16 protein-coding genes and 1 pseudogene are annotated in these 19,510 nt (G+C 52.8%); 14 read left to right on the plus strand and 3 right to left on the minus strand.

Annotation, left to right across the window (positions count from 1 at the left end; translation table 11 throughout):
- Positions 1-9: 9 nt before the first annotated feature.
- Positions 10-471, minus strand: a complete 462-nt coding sequence (locus EDM56_RS16050) for a MarR family transcriptional regulator (protein WP_122918889.1) — start codon at positions 469-471, stop codon at positions 10-12.
- Positions 472-659: 188 nt separating this feature from the next.
- Here EDM56_RS16050 and EDM56_RS16055 point away from each other — a divergent pair, with 188 nt between their 5' ends.
- The 9 genes and pseudogenes from EDM56_RS16055 (at position 660) to EDM56_RS16090 (ending at position 11,641) form a co-directional block, all read left to right on the plus strand.
- Positions 660-1,766 (plus strand): putative 2-aminoethylphosphonate ABC transporter substrate-binding protein, encoded by a 1,107-nt coding sequence (locus EDM56_RS16055; RefSeq protein WP_122918890.1) that lies wholly within the window; start codon positions 660-662, stop codon positions 1,764-1,766.
- 61 nt (positions 1,767-1,827) lie between these two features.
- Positions 1,828-2,874 carry a putative 2-aminoethylphosphonate ABC transporter ATP-binding protein gene (locus tag EDM56_RS16060; RefSeq protein ID WP_122918891.1) on the plus strand — a complete coding sequence of 349 codons (1,047 nt, stop codon included), beginning with the start codon at positions 1,828-1,830 and terminating at the stop codon, positions 2,872-2,874.
- 16 nt (positions 2,875-2,890) lie between these two features.
- Positions 2,891-4,564, plus strand: coding sequence for a putative 2-aminoethylphosphonate ABC transporter permease subunit (locus EDM56_RS16065; RefSeq protein WP_122918892.1), 1,674 nt, complete (start codon positions 2,891-2,893; stop codon positions 4,562-4,564).
- Positions 4,565-4,584: 20 nt separating this feature from the next.
- Positions 4,585-5,358 (plus strand): annotated as a pseudogene (gene phnX, locus EDM56_RS31690) (phosphonoacetaldehyde hydrolase); the annotation flags it as partial.
- A 24-nt stretch (positions 5,359-5,382) separates the two neighbouring features.
- On the plus strand, positions 5,383-6,486 hold the full coding sequence (gene phnW / locus EDM56_RS31695) for a 2-aminoethylphosphonate--pyruvate transaminase (protein ID WP_221175989.1): 1,104 nt from the start codon (positions 5,383-5,385) through the stop codon (positions 6,484-6,486).
- Between the two features lie 22 nt (positions 6,487-6,508).
- The gene (locus tag EDM56_RS16075) at positions 6,509-7,669 is read left to right on the plus strand and encodes a saccharopine dehydrogenase family protein (protein WP_122918894.1); all 1,161 of its coding nucleotides are present in this window, start codon (positions 6,509-6,511) and stop codon (positions 7,667-7,669) included.
- A gap of 28 nt (positions 7,670-7,697) precedes the next feature.
- Positions 7,698-8,483, plus strand: a complete 786-nt coding sequence (locus EDM56_RS16080) for a DeoR/GlpR family DNA-binding transcription regulator (protein WP_122918895.1) — start codon at positions 7,698-7,700, stop codon at positions 8,481-8,483.
- A 152-nt stretch (positions 8,484-8,635) separates the two neighbouring features.
- Positions 8,636-10,990, plus strand: coding sequence for an Ig-like domain-containing protein (locus tag EDM56_RS16085; RefSeq protein WP_122918896.1), 2,355 nt, complete (start codon positions 8,636-8,638; stop codon positions 10,988-10,990).
- Between the two features lie 66 nt (positions 10,991-11,056).
- Positions 11,057-11,641 carry a YitT family protein gene (locus EDM56_RS16090; RefSeq protein WP_122918897.1) on the plus strand — a complete coding sequence of 195 codons (585 nt, stop codon included), beginning with the start codon at positions 11,057-11,059 and terminating at the stop codon, positions 11,639-11,641.
- Here EDM56_RS16090 and EDM56_RS16095 read toward each other — a convergent pair.
- Entirely contained in the window at positions 11,607-12,704 is a 1,098-nt protein-coding gene (locus EDM56_RS16095; protein WP_425456321.1) for a tetratricopeptide repeat-containing glycosyltransferase, read from the minus strand. The two genes, EDM56_RS16090 and EDM56_RS16095, sit on opposite strands and share 35 nt — an antisense overlap.
- Positions 12,697-14,253, minus strand: coding sequence for a hypothetical protein (locus EDM56_RS16100; RefSeq protein ID WP_122918899.1), 1,557 nt, complete (start codon positions 14,251-14,253; stop codon positions 12,697-12,699). Before EDM56_RS16100 ends, EDM56_RS16095 begins: the two co-directional genes overlap by 8 nt.
- Before the next feature lie 201 nt (positions 14,254-14,454).
- Here EDM56_RS16100 and EDM56_RS16105 point away from each other — a divergent pair, with 201 nt between their 5' ends.
- From EDM56_RS16105 to EDM56_RS16125, 5 genes are all read left to right on the plus strand, one after another.
- Positions 14,455-16,602, plus strand: a complete 2,148-nt coding sequence (locus EDM56_RS16105) for an ATP-binding protein (protein WP_183192463.1) — start codon at positions 14,455-14,457, stop codon at positions 16,600-16,602.
- Entirely contained in the window at positions 16,603-17,241 is a 639-nt protein-coding gene (locus EDM56_RS31500; RefSeq protein ID WP_183192464.1) for a response regulator transcription factor, read from the plus strand.
- A 368-nt stretch (positions 17,242-17,609) separates the two neighbouring features.
- Entirely contained in the window at positions 17,610-17,903 is a 294-nt protein-coding gene (locus tag EDM56_RS16115) for an SAV0927 family protein (protein ID WP_183192465.1), read from the plus strand.
- Positions 17,904-17,972: 69 nt separating this feature from the next.
- The gene (locus tag EDM56_RS16120; RefSeq protein ID WP_122918902.1) at positions 17,973-18,230 is read left to right on the plus strand and encodes a biotin/lipoyl-containing protein; all 258 of its coding nucleotides are present in this window, start codon (positions 17,973-17,975) and stop codon (positions 18,228-18,230) included.
- A gap of 177 nt (positions 18,231-18,407) precedes the next feature.
- On the plus strand, positions 18,408-19,487 hold the full coding sequence (locus tag EDM56_RS16125; protein ID WP_122918903.1) for an HD-GYP domain-containing protein: 1,080 nt from the start codon (positions 18,408-18,410) through the stop codon (positions 19,485-19,487).
- Positions 19,488-19,510 lie beyond the last annotated feature (23 nt).

A 19,510-nucleotide genomic window follows, 5' to 3' on the forward strand; every position in this document is an offset into this window, starting at 1 on the left:
GTGCGTTTCTCAATCGTTCGGCTCCTCTTTCAACCGCTGCTCCAGCAGCTCGGACGTTCCTTTCATGATGCGCAAAAGCTCCAAAACTTCCTCGCGGCTCATGTTTTCCAACGCTTCCGCCATTTTCAGCACACGGCACCGATACAGCTTTTCTACCAATTCGACGCCCGCTTCTGTAATGGAGATCATGACGGTGCGCCGGTCTTCCTTGAGGCGCAGCCGCTCGATTGTACCGAGCTTCTCCAAGCCGTCGCTGATCTGAGTGATGGCGCTGGAGGTAAGCCCGGTTACTTTGGCCAGGTCGGTCGCGCGCTGACTGCCGTGTGTATGCAAATAATGCAGGACGTATCCCTGCGTAGCCGTAATCCCAACTCCCTTCGCGATTCCCTCGTTGTTGACCAGACGAGGCAGATGCACGATGAGATCGAAATAGCTTTGAACCAGATCTGTTAACTTCTGCAGTGTTGTCACCTTCTACCCACGTATTTGCTTTTCATTATATCAAGAAGCGTGCTGCCCTGCATTAGCTGGCAAAAAACAAACTAATTACAAGTAAAAGAAGGAAAAAACAGAACGTTTACATGTGGTTTATATTGCCTTAACAAATCAATTCTATCATAAAACCATGAACGAACCCCCCAATAAAGGAGAATGAACTCATGAACAAGCTGTTTCGTCCGTTCCTCGCTACTGCTTTGCTTGCTACGGTTTTGACAGGGTGTGGGCAAGCGCAACAGGCTGCACCGAAAACTGATGGATCTGCGGAAGGATCTGCGCCACAAGCACAGCCGGGCACGTCTGCAAGCACTCCTTCTGAATTGACGATTTATACCGCACTGGAAGACGACCAAATCAAAGAGTATCTGGAATCTTTCAAACAAGCCAATCCGAATATCAAGCTCAACATCGTCCGTGATTCGACCGGAATCATTACGGCCAAGCTGCTCGCTGAAAAAGAAAATCCACAAGCGGACGTCGTCTGGGGCGTAGCTGCGACAAGCCTGCTGGTGCTCGACCAAAACAACATGCTGGAAGGCTATTCGCCAAAAGGCGTGGAGCGCATCTCCCCTGAATTCAAAGACAAGCAGCAGCCGGAGCACTGGGTCGGCATCGATGCGTGGGAAACTGCGATCATCGCCAACACCAAGGAGCTGGAGAAGAAGCATTTGCCGATTCCGCAATCGTACGATGATTTGATCAAGCCTGAGTATAAAGGCATGGTCGTAATGCCGGATCCATCGGCTTCCGGAACCGGATTCCTGACGATCAACGGTCTGCGCCACCTGAAAGGGGAGCAAGACTCCTGGAACTATCTCGACAAATTGAACGATAACATTGCAATGTACACCCAATCCGGCTCCAAGCCAGCGAAAATGGCGGCGGCTGGCGAATACCCAATCGGCATCTCGTTTGGCTATCGTGGCATCACCGAGAAAAAGAAAGGCGCTCCGGTAGAGGTAGTCTTCCCGAAAGAAGGCTCCGGCTGGGATGTAGAAGCGAACGCCTTGATGAAAAAACCGACGATCAAGCCGGAAGCTAAGCTGTTCCTCGACTGGGCGATCACAGATGAAGCGATGAAAGAGTACAACAAAAACTATGCGATCATCGGGGCGAAGCAAGAAGGCGCACAAATTCCAGAAGGATATACCAAAAATCCGCTGGAGCAGCTGATCAAGCTGGACTTGAACCAGGCAGCGAAAGACCGCGACCAAGTGCTGCAAGAATGGCAAAAACGATACAGCTCCAAATCTGAACCGAAGAAATAGATTTCTGACTGACCACGTTTTGCATGATGCCGCCGCTTGGCGCAAGAGAGGACGTGAACGAATGAGCAACCAAGCATATTTATCGATTCAAGGCGTTGCCAAACAGTTCGGCACTTTTCACGCTTTGAAAGAGATTTCCATCGACATCCAAAAAAACGAGTTCGTTTGTCTGCTCGGCCCTAGCGGCTGCGGCAAAACCACATTGCTGCGCATTTTGGCGGGGCTGGAGCAGCCGACTCGTGGCAAGCTGTACAGCAACGGCAGGGAGATCACCTCTCTGCCGCCTGCCAAGCGCAATTTCGGCATGATGTTCCAGTCCTATGCGCTTTTTCCCAACATGACCGCCGCTGGCAATATCGCTTACGGTCTCAAACAGAAAAAATGGAGCAAACAGCAGATCGAGCAAAAGGTGCAGGATGTGCTCGGTATGGTAGACCTGCTTCATGCCAAAGACAAATATCCCATGCAGCTCTCCGGAGGGCAGCAGCAGCGCATCGCATTGGCCCGCGCCATTGCCCTTGAGCCTGACTTTTTGCTGCTGGATGAGCCGCTGTCCGCACTTGACGCCAAGGTGCGCCTCAAGCTTCGCCGGGAAATTCGCCGGCTCCACGATGAACTGGGCATGACGACGATTATGGTGACGCATGACCAGGACGAGGCACTGACGATGGCTGACAAAATTGTCGTGATGAACCATGGAGAGATCGTGCAAGTAGGTGCGCCGCAAGAAGTTTACGCCAAGCCAAACAGCCCGTTTGTCGCCGATTTCATCGGAGCATTCAACTTTTTTGACGCTGAGCAGTTCGCAGGCTTTGCCAAGCATCAGCAGATGCTCTACGGCATTCGTCCGGAGCATGTCCGTGTGCTGGATGAGGAAAGCGAGTTCGGTCTGCAGGCTGTCGTTGCAGATATGGAATTCCGCGGTTCCTTTTATCGGGTGATGCTGCAAGTGATGAACGAACAGAGCGAATGGACCGGTGGCTTCATGACGATCGATTTGCCCGTTGATCAGTCGCATCGACTCAACCTGAGAAAACAAAGCAAGCTGTCCTTCGAACTGCCGCTGGAAAAGCTGGTTTCGTTTGACCAAACGGCAGCAGCAAACTAAAAGGGAGCTACAACAGATGGCATTTACGAGAACATTGCTTACGGGAATTGTAGCTGTACTGGCGGTTTGCGTCCTGTGCCCGCTGGTCGTGCTGTTCGGAAAGGCATTTCAAGATAATGACGGGCACTATGTCGGCCTGGTTCATTTCAGCAGCTACTTTTCCACCCCTGCTTTACTTGGTTCGATCACGAACACGCTGTATATTTCCATCGCTTCGACGGTGATCTCGGTCGTGCTCGCCTTTTTCTTTGCGTACGCCTTGAAGCGGACCAACATCAAAGGCAAAGGCTTCTTCGCTTCCGTCGCGCTTCTGCCGCTGTTTGCGCCGACGATGCTGCACGGGATCGCGCTTACGTACCTGTTCGGCAATCAAGGCATCGTCACGACCGGCTTTTTCGGCTGGCTCGCGGAAGGTTTCAAGCTGGAGCTGTACGGTCCGGTCGGAATCATCATCGCTGAAGTGATCTATACGTTTCCGCAAGCATATCTGATTTTGGCGGTGTCGCTCGCGATGGCGGACTACAATCTGTACGAAGCAGCGGAAACGCTCGGGGCCGGCAAGCTGCGCAAGTTTTTCACGGTCACCATCGCCAATATCAAGTACGGTCTGATCAGTGCGGCATTTGTCTGCTTTACGATGAGCTTTACCGATTTCGGTGCTCCGAAGGTGGTAGGCGGGCAGTTCAACGTGCTGGCCACCGATATTTACAAGCAGGTGATCGGGCAGCAAAACATGGCGATGGGAGCCGTGGTCGGCCTTATTTTGACCATCCCGGCGATCCTCGCTTTTGCCGTCGACCGCTTTATCACGAGGAAGCAAAGCGCAACCATTACGGCCAAATCAAAGCCGTACCGAATCAATGACAGCAAAGGAAGAGACGCCGTTTACTTCATTTACTGTCTGGTGATCGCGCTGATGATCCTGGTGCTGATCGGCACCGTCGTGTTTGCGGCAGTAGTGAAAGTTTGGCCATACGACCTGTCGCTGACATGGGATCATTTCGACTTCAGCAATGTGGCGGGCGAGGGCATGGAGCCGCTTGTGAACAGCGTGGAAGTATCGCTCTTGACGGCGGCGTTCGGGACGATCGCGACCTTTGTGACGGCTTACATGATCGAGAAAACGCGACAGCTGCGGGCGCTGCGCCAAATCGGTTACTTTCTGGCGATCTTGCCGCTGGCTCTGCCAGGGTTAGTCATCGGTCTTGCGTATGTATTCTTTTTCAACAAGCCAGACAATCCGCTTCACTTCTTGTATGGAACGATCTGGATTCTTGTTTTGGCGAATATCGTCCACTTCTTTTCCGTCACATTCATCACTGCCACCAGCGCGTTGAAGAAGCTGGACAAGGAGTTTGAGATGGTGTCGGAATCGATGGGCATTCCGCTTTACAAAACGTTTTTCAAAGTGACGGTGCCGATGTCGCTTCCGGCGATTTTGGAAATTGCCGTGTACTACTTCATCAATGCGATGGTCACGATCTCGGCGGTAGTTTTCCTGTATGCGCCAGATCTGAAATTGGCCTCGGTCGCCATCGTCAACATGGATGATGCAGGGGATGTAGCCCCAGCCGCCGCGATGTCGGTTTTAATCGTGGCAATTAACCTGGGCGTCCGTGGATTGTTCGAGCTCTCCACCCGCTTCTTGCGGAAACGGACGGAACAATGGCAAAAACCAACGACAATGTAGGACGAAAGGTGAGAAGCAGCATGATTAAGGCAGTGATTTTTGACTGGGCAGGCACGACCGTTGACTACGGGTGCTTTGCGCCGCTTGCCGTTTTTCTGGAAGTATTCCGCAAGCGCGGGATTGAACTGACCGCAGAGGAAGCGCGCAAGCCGATGGGGCTGTTGAAGCGCGATCATATCAAGGCTCTGCTTGAAATGGAGCGCGTAGGCAACCTGTGGCGCCAGCAATTTGGCAGCGAATGGACGGAAGCGGACATCGATGAGCTGTACGTAGATTTCGAAGCGCTTTTGTTCCAGGTTCTCCGTAATTACGCCGAGCCGATCAAAGGAGTGCCGGAGATGGTGGTACAGCTCCGCGAAGACGGGCTGAAAATTGGCTCCACCACTGGCTACACGGCTGAGATGATGGCGATCGTGACCGAGGAGGCGAGGGCTCGCGGGTATGAGCCGGATCTGCTCGTGACACCGACGGAAATGCCGGCGGGGAGACCTCATCCGTACATGATTTTTCAAAATGCGATCAAGCTCGGCGTGCCGACGATGCATGAAATCATCAAGGTGGGCGATACCGTAAGCGACATTGCGGAAGGCGTCAACGCGGGCGTCTGGAGCATCGGTGTCATCAAGGGCGGAAGCGAGCTGGGCCTGACGGAAGCGGAGGTAGCCGCGCTGCATCCGGTGGCACTACGCGAAAAGATGGTGGAAGTGCGGGACCGTTTCCGGAATGCGGGGGCGCATCTGGTGATCGATGCGATCACCGAACTACCTGCAGCGATTCAGCTGATCAATCAGCGTCTTGCCAAAGGGGAGCGGCCGACGATGGCGGCAGGCAATCCGTATCTGCTGCTCACGCCAGGCCCGCTCACCACATCGCCCACGGTCAAGCAAGCGATGCTCAAAGACTGGTGCACATGGGACAAAGACTACAACGGCTTGGTTCAGGCGATCCGTCACAAACTGGTGGCGCTCGCGACACAAGACACCGACACCTATACAGCTGTGCTGATGCAAGGCAGCGGGTCGTTCTCCGTCGAATCGGTGATCGGCTCGGTCATTCCGAAAGAAGGCAAGCTGGCAGTAATCACGAACGGTGCGTACGGCAACCGGATCGTCCAGATGGCAAGCGTGTACGGCATTTCGACCGCGGTCATCGATTGCGGCGAGGTCGGCAGCGTAGATCCGCGGCAGCTCGATGATCTGCTTGCGCGGGATACTGCGATTACCCACGTGATGGTGGTCCATTGCGAGACGACGACCGGGATGCTGAATCCGATTGCCGATATCGGACGCGTGGCGAAAGATCACGGTAAAGTGTTCATCGTCGATGCGATGAGCAGCTTTGGCGGCATTCCATTCGACATGGCTGACTGGCAAATCGACTTTTTGATCAGCAGCGCCAACAAATGCATCCAAGGGGTACCCGGCTTCGGATTCATCATCGCTCGCCGCGACGAGCTGCAGGCATGCAAAGGGCAGGCGCGCTCGCTCTCACTCGATCTGTATGACCAATGGGAGACGATGGAGCGAGACAACGGTAAATGGCGTTTCACATCCCCAACCCATGTCGTCCGTGCCTTTTACCAAGCATTACTGGAGCTGGAAGCGGAGGGCGGCGTCGCAGCACGGCACGAGCGCTATGCCACCAATCAGCGCACGCTCGTGGAAGGGATGAAGCGCATTGGCTTCAAGCCGCTGCTCGAAGAAGAGCATCAGTCGCCGATTATCACTTCGTTTTTATATCCTGAATCCAGCGCGTTTACTTTTGCGGAATTTTACAACCGCCTCAAGCAGAGTGGATTCGTGATCTATCCGGGCAAAATTACCGCAGCTGACACCTTCCGTATCGGCAATATCGGCGATGTCGAGCCGGCTGACATGGAACGTCTGGTCGAAGCAATCACACAACACCAATTTTGGCCCTAACGAACGACGGGAGGCATAGCACATGAAAATCTTTTGCTTAGGCGGAGCGGGCAACATTTGTCGGGAAGCGGTGCTTGACCTAGTAGAGTATTCCGATTTCACGACCATCACGATCGGCGATTTCAATGAGGAGGAGGGGCGGAAGCTGGTCACCGCCCTGAATGATCCGCGGGTCGATTTCGTCAAAGTGAACGTGCGCGACCATGCGGCAACGGTCGAACAGATGAGAGGCTACGATATCGTGATGGACGGTACCACGATCACACTGAACGGCTTGTCGACCGCCTGCATTGCAGAAGCAGGCTGCCATGGCATCAACCTGAACGGGTTCGGCGAAGAGGACGCTTCCGACGAGGTGTTCCGTCGAAACGGCAAAACGTGCGTCCCCGGCTTCGGGATGACGCCTGGCGTGACGCAGATGATGGCGATGCACGCGGCCAACCAGCTCGACGAAATTGACGAGATTCGCGTCAGCCACGGCGCATTCCGCCCGATCGCATTTTCCAAGTCGATCGCCGAAACGACGACGTACGAATATGATCCCGACTTGCCCGGCCGCGTCGTGTATGAGAACGGGGCATTCATCCAGGTCGCTCCGTTTGCCCGCCCTCGAGAAATCCAATTGCCTGCGCCATACGGACTGACCACGCAATACATCATTCCGCATGCGGAGACAAAAACGCTCGCACAGGCATTGGCCCACAAAAATGTGAAGCTGATTGAGGTGCGCGGCACATGGCCAACTAAAAACATGCAGCTCGTCCGCGCGATGTATGACTGGGGATTCATGCGCAACGACAAGATCATGGTAAACGGCGCAGAGGTTGGCATTCTTGATTGTATCGCCCAATATCTTTATAATTCTAAAGAAGGAAAAGAAACGGAATTATACGGGTACTCTCTCCATGTCGAGGTGACCGGCAAAAAAGAGGGCCGTTCGTTTATGCATACGTTGACGCATACGCACCCGGCTTCCGATGGCTCTGTGCCAGGCTGGGAAAAGCTACGTGCCTATACGCGCAACGTCGGAATTCCCATGGCGATTGCCGCTTGGCAGCTCGCGAATGGAGCAGTGAAGAAGTCCGGCGTCATCACGCCGGAAGAGGCGTTTGACCCAGCGGTAATTTTCCGCGAGCTAGCTCGTCGGGAGATTTACGTCCATGAGGAGGTCAAACCGCTTTAAACGAAATGAAGGCGGGAGGTTGGCTAGCGTGTCATTGGTCGGAGAAGAGCGCAAAGAGTACATTTTGGAGCAATTGCATACGGCAGGCAAAGTGCGGACGAATGACTTGGTGGAGAAGCTGCAGGTTTCTTCCGAGACGATCCGTCGCTATCTTGAAGAGCTGGAGTATGAAAACAAATGCAAGCGAGTGTATGGCGGGGCGGTCAAAATTAATCTCGACCGTGAAGAGCCTTCCATGTTCACGCGGGAGATTTTGCATGCCGATGAGAAGAAGCGGATTGGCCGCTTGGCTGCGTCCCTGGTGCAGAATGGCGACATCATCCTGATCGATGATGGGACGACCTCCCTGCAGATGATTCATTTCCTCGGCAACAAAAAGAACATCACGATCATTACCAATTCGGTCACTGGATTGACCCTGTTGGTGGACAGCATCAACAAAGGCTTGATGGATGCGGAAGTGTACTTCATCGGCGGCAAGGTTCACCCTAAGCATTTCCGGATCACCGGTTCGGTGGCACAGCAGATGCTGGACAACTTTTATGTGGACAAGGCGTTTGTTTCGATTGACGGAATCACGCTCGGAAGCGGCATCACGAGCTTTGATGCGGAGCGGGCGTTGATGGTGCGCAAATGCATCGAGCACGCCAAGCAGAGCATCGTCCTGACCGACCATTCCAAGCTGGGCTCGAGCAATCTGTACAGAAGCGCGGAGCTGCGTGAGATCGACATGATCATCTGCGACGTGCCTGCCCCGAAAGATTGGGTGGCGGAATTGGAAGCAAAAGATATCGAGTGGCTGGCAGCGGAATAATCCTCCGTTATGCCGGCGTCAAAAATCCCCATTCAGCGCTGCGATTCGCTGAGTGGGGATTTTTTTCTAACGGTATCCATGATTTTACCCGATATATAAGGGTGTGTGGTTCTCTCTAGCTTCAAGAATAACGAAAGAGGAGGAAATCAGGTTTGATTGGAAAAAAAGTCTTGGTTGCGTTTTTTCAAATGGTCCTGGTGGTTGCAGTAATCGCCTCGGCTGTTGGGGGCAACACAGGAACAGCGTTGGCCGCTAATGAAATTTCCAAGCTGGTGCTTTCGAAAAACAGCCTCTCGATGGAAACGGGCGACACATCCGCTTTGACAGCGACGGCGCTGTATACCAACGGCTCCAGTGAGGATGTCACGATTAAAACGGATTGGGTATCGAGCAAGGACAGCGTCGCAACGGTGTATGCGGGGAATGTCACCGCAAAAGGAGAAGGAACGGCGACTCTAACGGCGACGTACATGAATACGACAGTTATTGTGAATGTGACCGTTGTAAAAAAAGTCAGGGCGCTCAGCAAAGACAAGCAAAGCATCGATATTCGCAAAGGGGCGAGCGATCAGGTGACGCTCACCGCCGTATTTACGGACGGTTCGACGGATGATGTGACATCAAAAGCAGAGTGGACCGTCGACCAATATTCGGTCGCAACGGTGTTGAACGGCAAAATTGTCGGGCAGGGAGCAGGTACGGCGACGGTCACTGCCAAATACGGCAGCCAATCCGTAACGATCCCGGTCAGCGTTGAGGTAATCAGACGGCTGGACCCGGGCAAAAACAGCTTGTCCTTGCCGCTAAATGGCTCGGAGCCGATCACCTTGCTGGCGACATTTGCCGACGGCACGGTAGAGGATGTTGCGAAAATCGCAGAGTGGTCAAGTGACAACGGCAGCATTGCCGATGCGATTAAAGGGGAAATCAAATCGTACGGAACAGGTACGGCGACAATCACCGCCAAATACGGGACCAAGACGGCAACCATCAAGGTGGAATCCGGCATCTCCCGCCGCCTGGACGTGAACAAAACCAGCCTGTTCATGAAAGTCAATGACGCCACGCAGCTTACGCTGACTTCCACCAATGCGGACGAAAAGCCGGAGGATGTCACCGACAAGGCGGTCTGGACGTCAGGTAACGAAACGGTCGCCTATGTGAGCAAAGGGAAAATCACCGCGTATGCGTCAGGTGAGGCTACCATCACAGCGACATACGGTACTAAAACCGTGACGATTTTGGTTGATGTCGATGTGCCGCGCAAGCTCGGCGCTGACAAGACTACTGTCGCGGTACAGCCGGGAGATACGAACAAGCTCGTCTTGACAGCGTATTACCAAGATGGGCGAGAAGTTGACATTACCACAAGAGCCCAGTGGAGCTCCGCATCAACCGCTGTAGCCGAGGTACGCCAAGGCGTGGTTACCGGGATTGCGACAGGCAGCACGACCATTACGGCTACCTATGGCAAACGGTTCCTGACCATACCGGTAAGCGTCGGGGTGATCAAAAGCTTGACGGCTGATCAGACCAAGCTGACCATGAACAAAGGGAAAACAGCGAAGGTCTCATTGACCGTCGAATACGCAGACGGCATGAAAAAAGATGTAACGACGCTGGCGACATGGGCGAGCGCCCAGGAAGCTGTCGCGACGGTCACAGATGGTGTAGTTACCGCAGTCGCCGCCGGCAAAACGACCATCACCGCAACGTACGAAGGCAAAACCGTCTCGATCCCGGTCGAAATCGATCAGGCGCAGTCGCTTTCGGCGAGCGTGACGACCATCGTCATGGGGACGGGCGAGTCCAAGCAGGTGACGCTGACCGCTACAACGGCAGACGGCATCTCAAAAAATGTGACGGACGATGCGGAGTGGATCACAAGCAACGCGGCTGCAGCCGATGTAACAAAAGGGCTGGTGCGCGGCTTGACCAACGGAAGAGCAGTCGTAACCGCCAAATACGGCGGCCAATCGGTCACCATCACGGTTGAGGTCGGAATCGTCACCAAGATGGACACGGACAAGCATTACATCACGATCAAAACCGGCAATACGGTGCAGATCAATCTGATGGCGACGCTGTCGGACGGCAGCACGAAAAACGTGACCAAAGATGCGGAGTGGAAGACGACGTCCTACAAGATCGCGGACGTGCAGGACGGTATTGTGACAGCGGTCGGATACGGCAAAACGACCATTACGGTTCGCTATTCTGGCAAAACAATCAGCATTCCGGTCGAGGTCGACACGTTAAAATATTTGAAGACGAGCGCGGTCAAGCTGGAAATGAAGCCGGGTCAGACAACGAAGGTGACGGCGACCGCCACTTATATGGACGGTACCGACACCAACGTGACGGTTGCTGGGCTGTGGACCTCGTCCAAAATTCTGGTAGCCGATGTGAAGGACGGAATCATCACAGCGCATGGCCCAGGTCAGGCGACGATCACCGTCAACTTTGCTGGCAAGAAAACAGCGGTTGTCGTAGTCGTCAAACCGTAACATGAAACCCCCGAACAGCTCGTATACATGAGAAGAAGCGATTCGAGTTGCTCGGGGGAAACGAATATGATATTCGAAAAAGTGATTGCGATCGTAGCAGGCAGCTTTCTGATCGGGATCGGTGTGAACGGCTTTTTGGTGCCTCACCATTTGATGGATGGCGGCATGATCGGAGTAGGCTTGTTAGCCAAGTATTATTTCGGTCTTGCCCCAGGGGGTATCATGCTGCTCACCAGCCTCCCGATATACGGACTGGTGTTTTGCTACGATCGCTTTTTGTTTTACCGCAGCTTCCACGGGATGCTGCTTTCGTCATTTTTCATCGATTGGCTCAGCTTTTTGCGGGAAGCGATGCCAACATCGCTTGCGACTGCTTCCGTTGTCGGCGGCGCCCTGATCGGCATCGGCGTCGGCACCATGCTCGCCTACCATAGCAACACCGGTGGAACAGACTTGCTCGCCCAGTTTTTGTCCAGACGAAACAAGCTGCCTGTCGCGCTGTTAATTTTTTTGATCGATGGGGTCATCGTTGCTTTTTCACTAGAGGCAATCGGCCTAAAGCGCATGTTGTTTTCCTTGATCACGATCGCAAGCGTCGCGATTGCCACGCATTATTTCAGTCAGATTGGTCCTGAGCCTTATCTTGAATGAGCTTCAGGTTGTTTTGCAGCCGTTCGTCATCAGGCGCCATCTCGACTGCCTGCTTGGCGAATGCGAGCGACTTTTGCAGCATGCCGAGGTAGTAGCAGCTGAGTGCGCCCAAATCGTACAAGGTGAAATCCCAGGAGAACGGCTCATTGAGATAGGAGATGGGCCGCTCCTTGATTTGCAAGGCTGCCTCGACCATATGATAGATGCGCGGCCAATCTTGCTCCTTGTAGGCGAGTTTGGCCATTTCCACGTAAGGCTCACGAAGGTGGGGTGCTTCCGCAATGGCTTTAAACAGCCAGCTTTTCGCTTCATCCCTTTCCCCTTTGGCTTCATATGCGCGGGCGATAAAGCGCATGGAAGCGGCACGTTCGTCTTTCCAGCGTGCGCGCGGCATGGACAAATGATGTTTCAACGTATCGATGCATTTGTCCCACATGTGATAATACATGTATTCGCGGCCGAGATAATGCACGTTGCGGTCGTGCTCCGGGTTTTCCTGCACCGACTTTTCCAACAGGGGAAAATATTGGCCGCGCGATTTCGTATTATCAGGGTAATGGTTGAGCCGGATATCTTCGGAACAGACGTAATGGTCGGGATCGGTGCCATAGTACTGCAATTCCTCATGAACCGGATGTACCCAGCGGAACCCGCTGCGCCGGTGGGTCTTTTCCTGCCAAAAGGTTACGCCCCGTGAGCCATCCGGATTAAAGCTCCATGTATAGAAATATTTGAGGCGCGTCGCTTCCGGTGTCCAGACTTCTTCCAGCTTTTGACGCCAACCTGCCTCCATGCATTCGTCGAGATCGGCGGTAACGCAAACATCGACGTCGCGCGGGATGAAATTCAGCGCTGCATTGCGCGCCACATCGAAGCGCCACGGGTCCACTTTGATCGAATAGACATGGGCTCCCCGTGCTCGCAGCCGCTCGACCGTATCGTCTGTAGATCCTGTATCGGCAACGACGACCATATCCGCCTCAAGCATCGAGTCCATCCATCGATCCACGAATTGCGCCTCATTTTTGCATATAGCATAGACCGCTACCTTTAGCTTATTCACTCGCATTGCCTCCCTCGATACCCGAAAGTGACCAGAGCTTTGCTTTCCATTGTTCGAATTCTTCATCCCAGGCGGCAGGATGATCGTGATCGTCAAAGACACGCTCTGTTTTCGTCTCGGCCTCTTTTAAGGCAAGGAATGCCTCCAAATGCCGCCCGAGCTGATGCATATACATCGCTTTAATGTAATGAGGCTCGCGTCGATTCGGAAGGTGCGAGATCGCATTGTTCAAGCTGAGCAGTGCCTGATCGACCGAGCCAAGCTCCCGGAAAATCGAGAACTGCAGCTGATACAGATAGGCGGAGTCGTTGCCAGGCAGAGCAAGGGCGCGGTTTACCGCTTGAAGTGCCTCCATTTGCCGATTGTTATGCATATATTCTGCGGCGAGATAGCTCCAGGTTTTCCAGTAGTTGCCGAACTCTTTGAGCGATTGCTCGAGCATCGGGATGTCATTTTCGTGTGAACGCCGGTTATGCTCTTTCCGGTATACCCATAGGTCAGCGATCGACGTCACCTGTTCCGGGTCGTTTGGCTGCAAGACCTCATGAATCGGCAGCTTCCACGTATAGCCGCGCCGCGAATGAATCCAGTCATGCCATTTCACGGTGAAGCGCTGCTCCGGCCCAATTTTTTTCACCATATAGCGGTAGCGAGGACTTTCATACGTCCAATGGGCAGCCAAAAGGTCACGCCACCCCTCCATTAAAGTCTCGTTTGCGTGCAGTGCGACACACAGGTCGATTTCGGGGGAAACCAATGATAGGCACGTGTTGCGCGCGTCATCAAACCGGAAGGGTGTGACGCATATCGGATAAACAGACAGGTTGACGTCGGGATTGTTTGCTTGAAAACGGGCAACTACTTCATTCGAACCGTCTGTAGAGCCGGTGTCGCACAGGACGATCTGGTCGGCTGCCTTGACCGAATGCAAAAAAGCGCCCAAGTCCGCTTCGTTATCGTCGAACAAAGCATAGACGGCGATTTTCGGACCATACAGCTTAGTGACCGTATCAAGTGATTGGGTGTTCGGGTTGACGCCGACATAGGCGCCGATTTCTTGCTCCACATGCGAGAATGCGATGTGAGGGAAAGTGGCGAGCACTTCTTCATGCGTCCAGTCGTCTTTTACATGCTTTTCGTACGGGTTGCCCATGTAAGAGTCTTGCGGATATTTGATGATCGGGATGCTGATGAAGACAAAATCGCTTGCGGCAAGCAGCTTTTCATAGACTTCCAACGCTTCTCCCTTTGTCATATGTTCCAGCACGTCACCCAAAAACGTGATGCCATAGCGCTTTTCAGGCGTGAAGGTGCGGACATCGTCCGTGCGCAAAACGTCATATTTGCTCGCAAGCTGAAAAGTAGAATGATAGGGCTCCCATATTTCCAAAGCGGTGAAATGCGTGTGCGGTAGACGGGCGCGAAACAGGTCCGAATAAGTGCCGGCTCCTGCTCCCACGTCCAGTATTGAATCATGGTCGCAAATCGTGATGAAACGCATCACGAGGCGTTCGATCCATGCTTTTCCAGATTTTGAACTGTAGGGCATACAGACCTCCTCTACGGCATGGCAATCGGTCATGCCAAATCAACTGCTACAAAGATATTCAGATTCTAGGAAAGCGTGATTGTCCCTGGGTGGGTAACCAGCAACTATTTTTGCCCCCGCAGCCGCAATCTTGCAAAAAAATAAGACCTGCAGATGGTATACTTAAAGGAACGAAAGAGAGAGCGGAAAGGGAGAGCTGTAGTGGAGCGAACTCTAGCAGAACGGAGAGCTGCGGCAAAAAGGTGGGCGCAGCCGTATTTTTTCATCATGCTCGTCATCGTGTGTATATTGGTGGGACAACCGGTTATGGCCGCGGGCGGCGAAAGCGGTACGGCGGGGGTGATCGATGCAACGGGATTTGATTTCTCCCAAAATGAAATGGTTTCGCTAGACGGGGAATGGGAGTTTTTCTGGAACCGGCTGCTTGCGCCGATCGATTTCAGGCAAAGCGTCGTCACACCCCCTACCTATGAGCGGGTCCCCAGTCAATGGAATGCCTACCAAAGCGGCGGACATCCGCTATCAAACCAAGGCTATGCCACCTACCGCGTTCGGATTCAGATAAAGGATAGCGATCGGAATCGTCAGCTGGCCTTGTACATGCCGAGCGTCGCGACCTCCTACATCCTGTGGATTAATGGTAAGGAGCTTGCCCGAAACGGCGTCGTGGCGTTGCAGGCTGACGACATGAAGCCGATGAATTATCCCAAGGTCGTGACATTTCAGTCGGAGAAGACAACAGTCGAGCTTGTGATCCAAGTCGCCAATTTCGTCCAACGGAAAGGCGGTTTGTGGCAATCAATCAAGCTAGGCAGCGCGGAATCGGTTCTGTACCAGCGGGACAAGCATGTCGCCTATGAAATGGTAATCACCGGCAGCTTGTTCATCATGGCCATCTATCATTTTATGATCTTTCTCTTGCAGCGTCGGGAGTGGGCAGCATTCTATTTCGGCGTACTCTGCCTGATGATCGGTATGCGCAACCTGCTGCTCGGCGAGACGCTGGCGATCCGTTTTTTCCCCGGCTTGACGTGGGATCTGGCGGTGCGGGGCGAATACATCAGCGTGATGATCAGCCTGATCTGCCTCATCCTGTTCGTCCATGCCCAATATCCGAGAGAAACGAATCGGCACGTTCGTATCGTCGCTATCTGGATGTGTGCAGGCGTGCTGGTGGCGACGCTGTTGACCAAGCCATTGCTGTTCACCCAGCTTCACATCTTCATCCAGCTGCTGACGGTCGGATCGCTCTGTATGATTTTTTGCGCGTATGTGCTTGCAGCGATTCGCAAGCGGAGCGGCTCCGTGTTGAACGGGATCGGCCTTGCGTTTTTTATCGTGTCGATCCTCGACGATTTCTTTTACTACTTTTTGAACCAAACCTGGTTGCCTGAGAACATGATTCCACTCGGCCTACTGCTCTTTATGGTTACGCAAATGATGAACTTTTCCGTGAAATTCGCTCGTTTGTTCCGCAACGTTGCAGACTTGAGCATGGAGCTGAAAAGCGCCAATGAATTGCTGGAGCAAAAAGTGAAGCAGCGGACAGAAGCACTGGAGCTCGCGAATCTCGATCTGGAAAAGGCGAATGCCGAGCTGTCGCAGATGGAAGAATCGCGCCGCAGATTGCTGTCCAACATTTCACATGAGCTGGGAACGCCGCTCACCTCAATCCAAGGCTATGTCAAGGGGATGATCGACGGAATCGTGCCGAGCGGAGATCAGAAATATCTCAAGCTGATTCATGATAAAACACTGCTATTGGGGCGGATCATCCGCGATTTGTTCGAATTGACTAAGCTGGAAGCGCGGCAGATCCAGTTTGATTTCCGCGAGGTGGAGATTCATGCGCTGCTCGATACCCTTTGCGCCAAATATGAGCTGGATGTCGAAAAGCACGGCCTGCGCTTGATCCGCGAGCTTCCTGCGCAGCACGTAACCGCGCACCAAACCGTGGTGAACGTAGATCCGATGCGGTTTGAGCAAGTTTTCGCCAATTTGCTCGTCAACGCGCAGAAATTCACACCAGCCGATGGCATCATCCGGGTCGAGCTCCGTGTGGAGACGGAGTCTGCCAGCGCTGGCGTAGCCGTAGTCACCGTATCGGACACAGGAAGCGGCATTGCAAAGGAAGAGCTGCCGTTTTTGTTCGACCGCTTTTTCAAGGCGGCGGAATCGCGTAAAACTAAATCGGATGGCGTCGGTCTCGGACTTGCGATCGTGAAGGAGATCATTCAGTACCACCAGGGGCAAATCTCGGTGGACAGCGCGCCGGGAGAAGGGACGAGCTTCATTATCAGGCTGCCTGTCCGTTTTATTCCGGAGAGAGAAAGACAGGAGGTATCGTAGGTGGGAGAAGGAAAAATTTTAGTCGTGGAAGACGAAACGGAAATCCGCGAGCTGGTTCGCATGTATTTGGAAAACAGTCGCTTTCAGGTCGTGGAAGCGGAGCTGGGCAAGCAGGCGCTGCAGCTGTTTGCGGAAGAAGAGCCGGACCTTGTGATTTTGGATATTCTCCTGCCCGATTCTGACGGGATTTCGCTATGCCGGAGCATCAAGCGGATGGCAGATGTGCCGATCCTGTTCCTCACCTGCAAAATGGAGAGCGAGGATATCATCACGGGCTTGAATACAGGCGGGGATGATTACATGACCAAGCCGTTCGACCCCGGCATCCTGATCGCGCGGGTGCATGCACTTCTGCGGCGCCAGACGATGCTTCAGCGACTGGGGAGCAGGTTGCAGGAGGAGACGGAAGCGCAGGATGGCTCGCGGCAAAAGGCGGGGTACGAGCAAGTGGGGCTGACACAGCGAGAGCTGGAGATTTTGCAGCTGATCGACAAAGGCTTCACCAATCAGGAAATCGCGCAAACGCTCTACCTTTCTCCCGGCACGGTCAAAGGATACAACAATCAAATATTCGGCAAGCTGGACGTGAAAAATCGGACGCAAGCCATGGCCAAAGCACGAGAGCTTGGCATCCTCTGAAAACCTGGCGGCAGCCGGGTTTTTTACATGCGTGCGTGAACGCTGTTGACCCAATGTAAAGAATTTGTAATGAGAGAGGAAAAAATTACCAATATGTAGAATTGAATAATCAAAGCTGGGAAATGTGCGAGGGGGGCCCGCACCTGTTGTAAAACTGCATAGATGCGCAAAAATAGCCAAAATTCATGTAAGAATTCCATGGCATCGCAAACCGTTTTTGCAGCTGATTATTCAATTTTACGATAATTATGCATTTTTGCATTAGTTTCTGCTCTTTTCGCACTGATTTTGCTCGAAAAAAAAGAACACTTCTAGTTGGCATCAATCCTGCATATAAAAATGGAGTAAAAGCAAGGGGGTACCTACACATGAACTTTGAATACCTGTACGATGAAACGGAAAAGCCGCTTACCCGTTATGTAACTTTCGTCACCAAGAAAAACCGCTACGACTTTGGACTGTTTCATACGCAGCAATTCAACGGCAAAAGCCTGGTAGTTTCCTTGCAAAGCTTGAAAGCGGCGTTGATGGCTTCAGATGACGTGTACCGCAGCGATTACTGGATCAAAAAGCTGGAAATCGATGAGGAAGACATTGAAGTGGTGAAGGAGTTTTTCAAAAACAGCCTGAGCCCAATCGATTCCCTTCTGACGCAATATTAGGAATAGCCTTTCATCTCTGTCGGCCTGTCGCTTGATTACACGAAAACAAGTATTTATCGGGAGGAAACCATGCTGATCAACTTTGAAGTGCTCAGTTCTTGCACCGGCAAAATTGAGAAGATCTTGAAAAAAGAAGCCAGCTACATCTATGAGCAGGAACCATTCTGCTTGGTACGGACATCAGACGGCATGCTAGTGGAAATCACTAGCCAGTTCAGCGGCTATGTAAAATCAATGAAAGCGGTGCTGGGGCAAACGGTGACTCCTGAAACGGTTTTGATTCGGATCGAAGAGAAGCTGTCACATGTATGCGTAGGCAGCGATTAAACAGACAGGTTGGCTGAGAGAGAATCGAATAAAGGGCTCTGGCGCGCTAAATTGGCGGCGCTGGAGCCTTTTTACCGTTAGTGGGACAAACTGTTGCTGTTTAACTTTTTCCAATTGTCTAATAATAAAAAAAAAAGATATAATGGGAAAAAAAGTGAACAGAGGGAGGCTTGTCATATGGCGCTGCTTCCTACCGATTTTTCGTTAGCAGGGCGCACCCTTGAAGAAGATGTCTATACGGGCAACGGCACATTTTTGCTTGCCAAAGGAACGCGCCTTACACCCGACCAGCTCGATTCGCTCGTCAAACACCGTATCGATGTCGTGCGCGTTTGCGATGCGTATGAGGATGTACGGACAAGCTTCCCGCCAAAGGGTTCGGTAGCCGAGCAGATGGAGCGGTTCGCCATGGAACGGGAATCGATGGCACATTACGTGAGAGCGATGGCCCAGACAAAAGCATTATTTGACAAAGTGACAGAAGATTCAATCCCTTCATTGGAAGAATTTACGGATGCCGTGATTCCGGTGGTGAAGGAGGTTTTGCGGGAGACAAGCATCTTCCGTTTTTTGTATGCTTTGGAGGGCTCTGAAAACTATACCTATCGTCATTCGCTCAACGTCGGTATGCTTTCGGCCCTGATCGCCAAACTTCTCTGTCTGCAAGATGAAGAGATCAGTATGGTCGGACAAGCAGGGTTCCTTCATGATGTCGGCAAGGTGCTGATTCCTACGGACATTTTGCTGAAACCCGGCAGGCTGACAGAGGACGAGTATGAACAAATGAAATTCCATACGGTTTTCGGCTACGAGCTTATCAACCGGATGGAAGGCGCGACCGAGGCAATTGCCCAATGTGCGCTCCTGCATCATGAACGACTGAATGGCACTGGCTACCCGCTCGGACTTACAGAAAATAACATTCCGCTACTTTGCCAGATTATCGCGGTCGCGGACACCTTCGATGCCATCTGTTCGGATCGTGTCTATAAAGAGCGGACGTCTCCATTCGTCGCCGCCCAGCTGCTTTGGCGCGCCGCCTGTGACGGCCATCTCAATGCTGAAATAGTCACCCGATTTGCCCATTACATCGTATCGCTGTACGCAGGCAGCAAGGCGCTGCTCAATACTGGCGATGAAGTGGAAGTCATCTTTATTTTCAAAGATGAGCCGATGCGTCCGCTTGTGCGCAAGGGCGAAGATTTTTACGATCTCCGGTCCCATCGCGTTTGGGATATTGAAAAAATGATTGGATAATCGAAATAACTCCGCGCTCTTGG

The organism is Brevibacillus fluminis (genome assembly GCF_003710825.1).
Lineage (GTDB): Bacteria > Bacillota > Bacilli > Brevibacillales > Brevibacillaceae > Brevibacillus_D > Brevibacillus_D fluminis.

Excerpts from the sequence above, each read along its gene's own strand:
- EDM56_RS16055 (WP_122918890.1), top strand. The coding sequence starts at position 660 with ATGAACAAGCTGTTTCGTCCGTTCCTCGCTACTGCTTTGCTTGCTACG.
- EDM56_RS16060 (WP_122918891.1), top strand. The coding sequence starts at position 1,828 with ATGAGCAACCAAGCATATTTATCGATTCAAGGCGTTGCCAAACAGTTC.
- EDM56_RS16065 (WP_122918892.1), top strand. The coding sequence starts at position 2,891 with ATGGCATTTACGAGAACATTGCTTACGGGAATTGTAGCTGTACTGGCG.
- phnW (WP_221175989.1), top strand. The coding sequence starts at position 5,383 with ATGGCGGCAGGCAATCCGTATCTGCTGCTCACGCCAGGCCCGCTCACC.
- EDM56_RS16075 (WP_122918894.1), top strand. The coding sequence starts at position 6,509 with ATGAAAATCTTTTGCTTAGGCGGAGCGGGCAACATTTGTCGGGAAGCG.
- EDM56_RS16090 (WP_122918897.1), top strand. The coding sequence starts at position 11,057 with ATGATATTCGAAAAAGTGATTGCGATCGTAGCAGGCAGCTTTCTGATC.
- EDM56_RS16100 (WP_122918899.1), bottom strand. The coding sequence starts at position 14,253 with ATGCCCTACAGTTCAAAATCTGGAAAAGCATGGATCGAACGCCTCGTG.
- EDM56_RS16115 (WP_183192465.1), top strand. The coding sequence starts at position 17,610 with ATGAACTTTGAATACCTGTACGATGAAACGGAAAAGCCGCTTACCCGT.
- EDM56_RS16120 (WP_122918902.1), top strand. The coding sequence starts at position 17,973 with ATGCTGATCAACTTTGAAGTGCTCAGTTCTTGCACCGGCAAAATTGAG.
- EDM56_RS16125 (WP_122918903.1), top strand. The coding sequence starts at position 18,408 with ATGGCGCTGCTTCCTACCGATTTTTCGTTAGCAGGGCGCACCCTTGAA.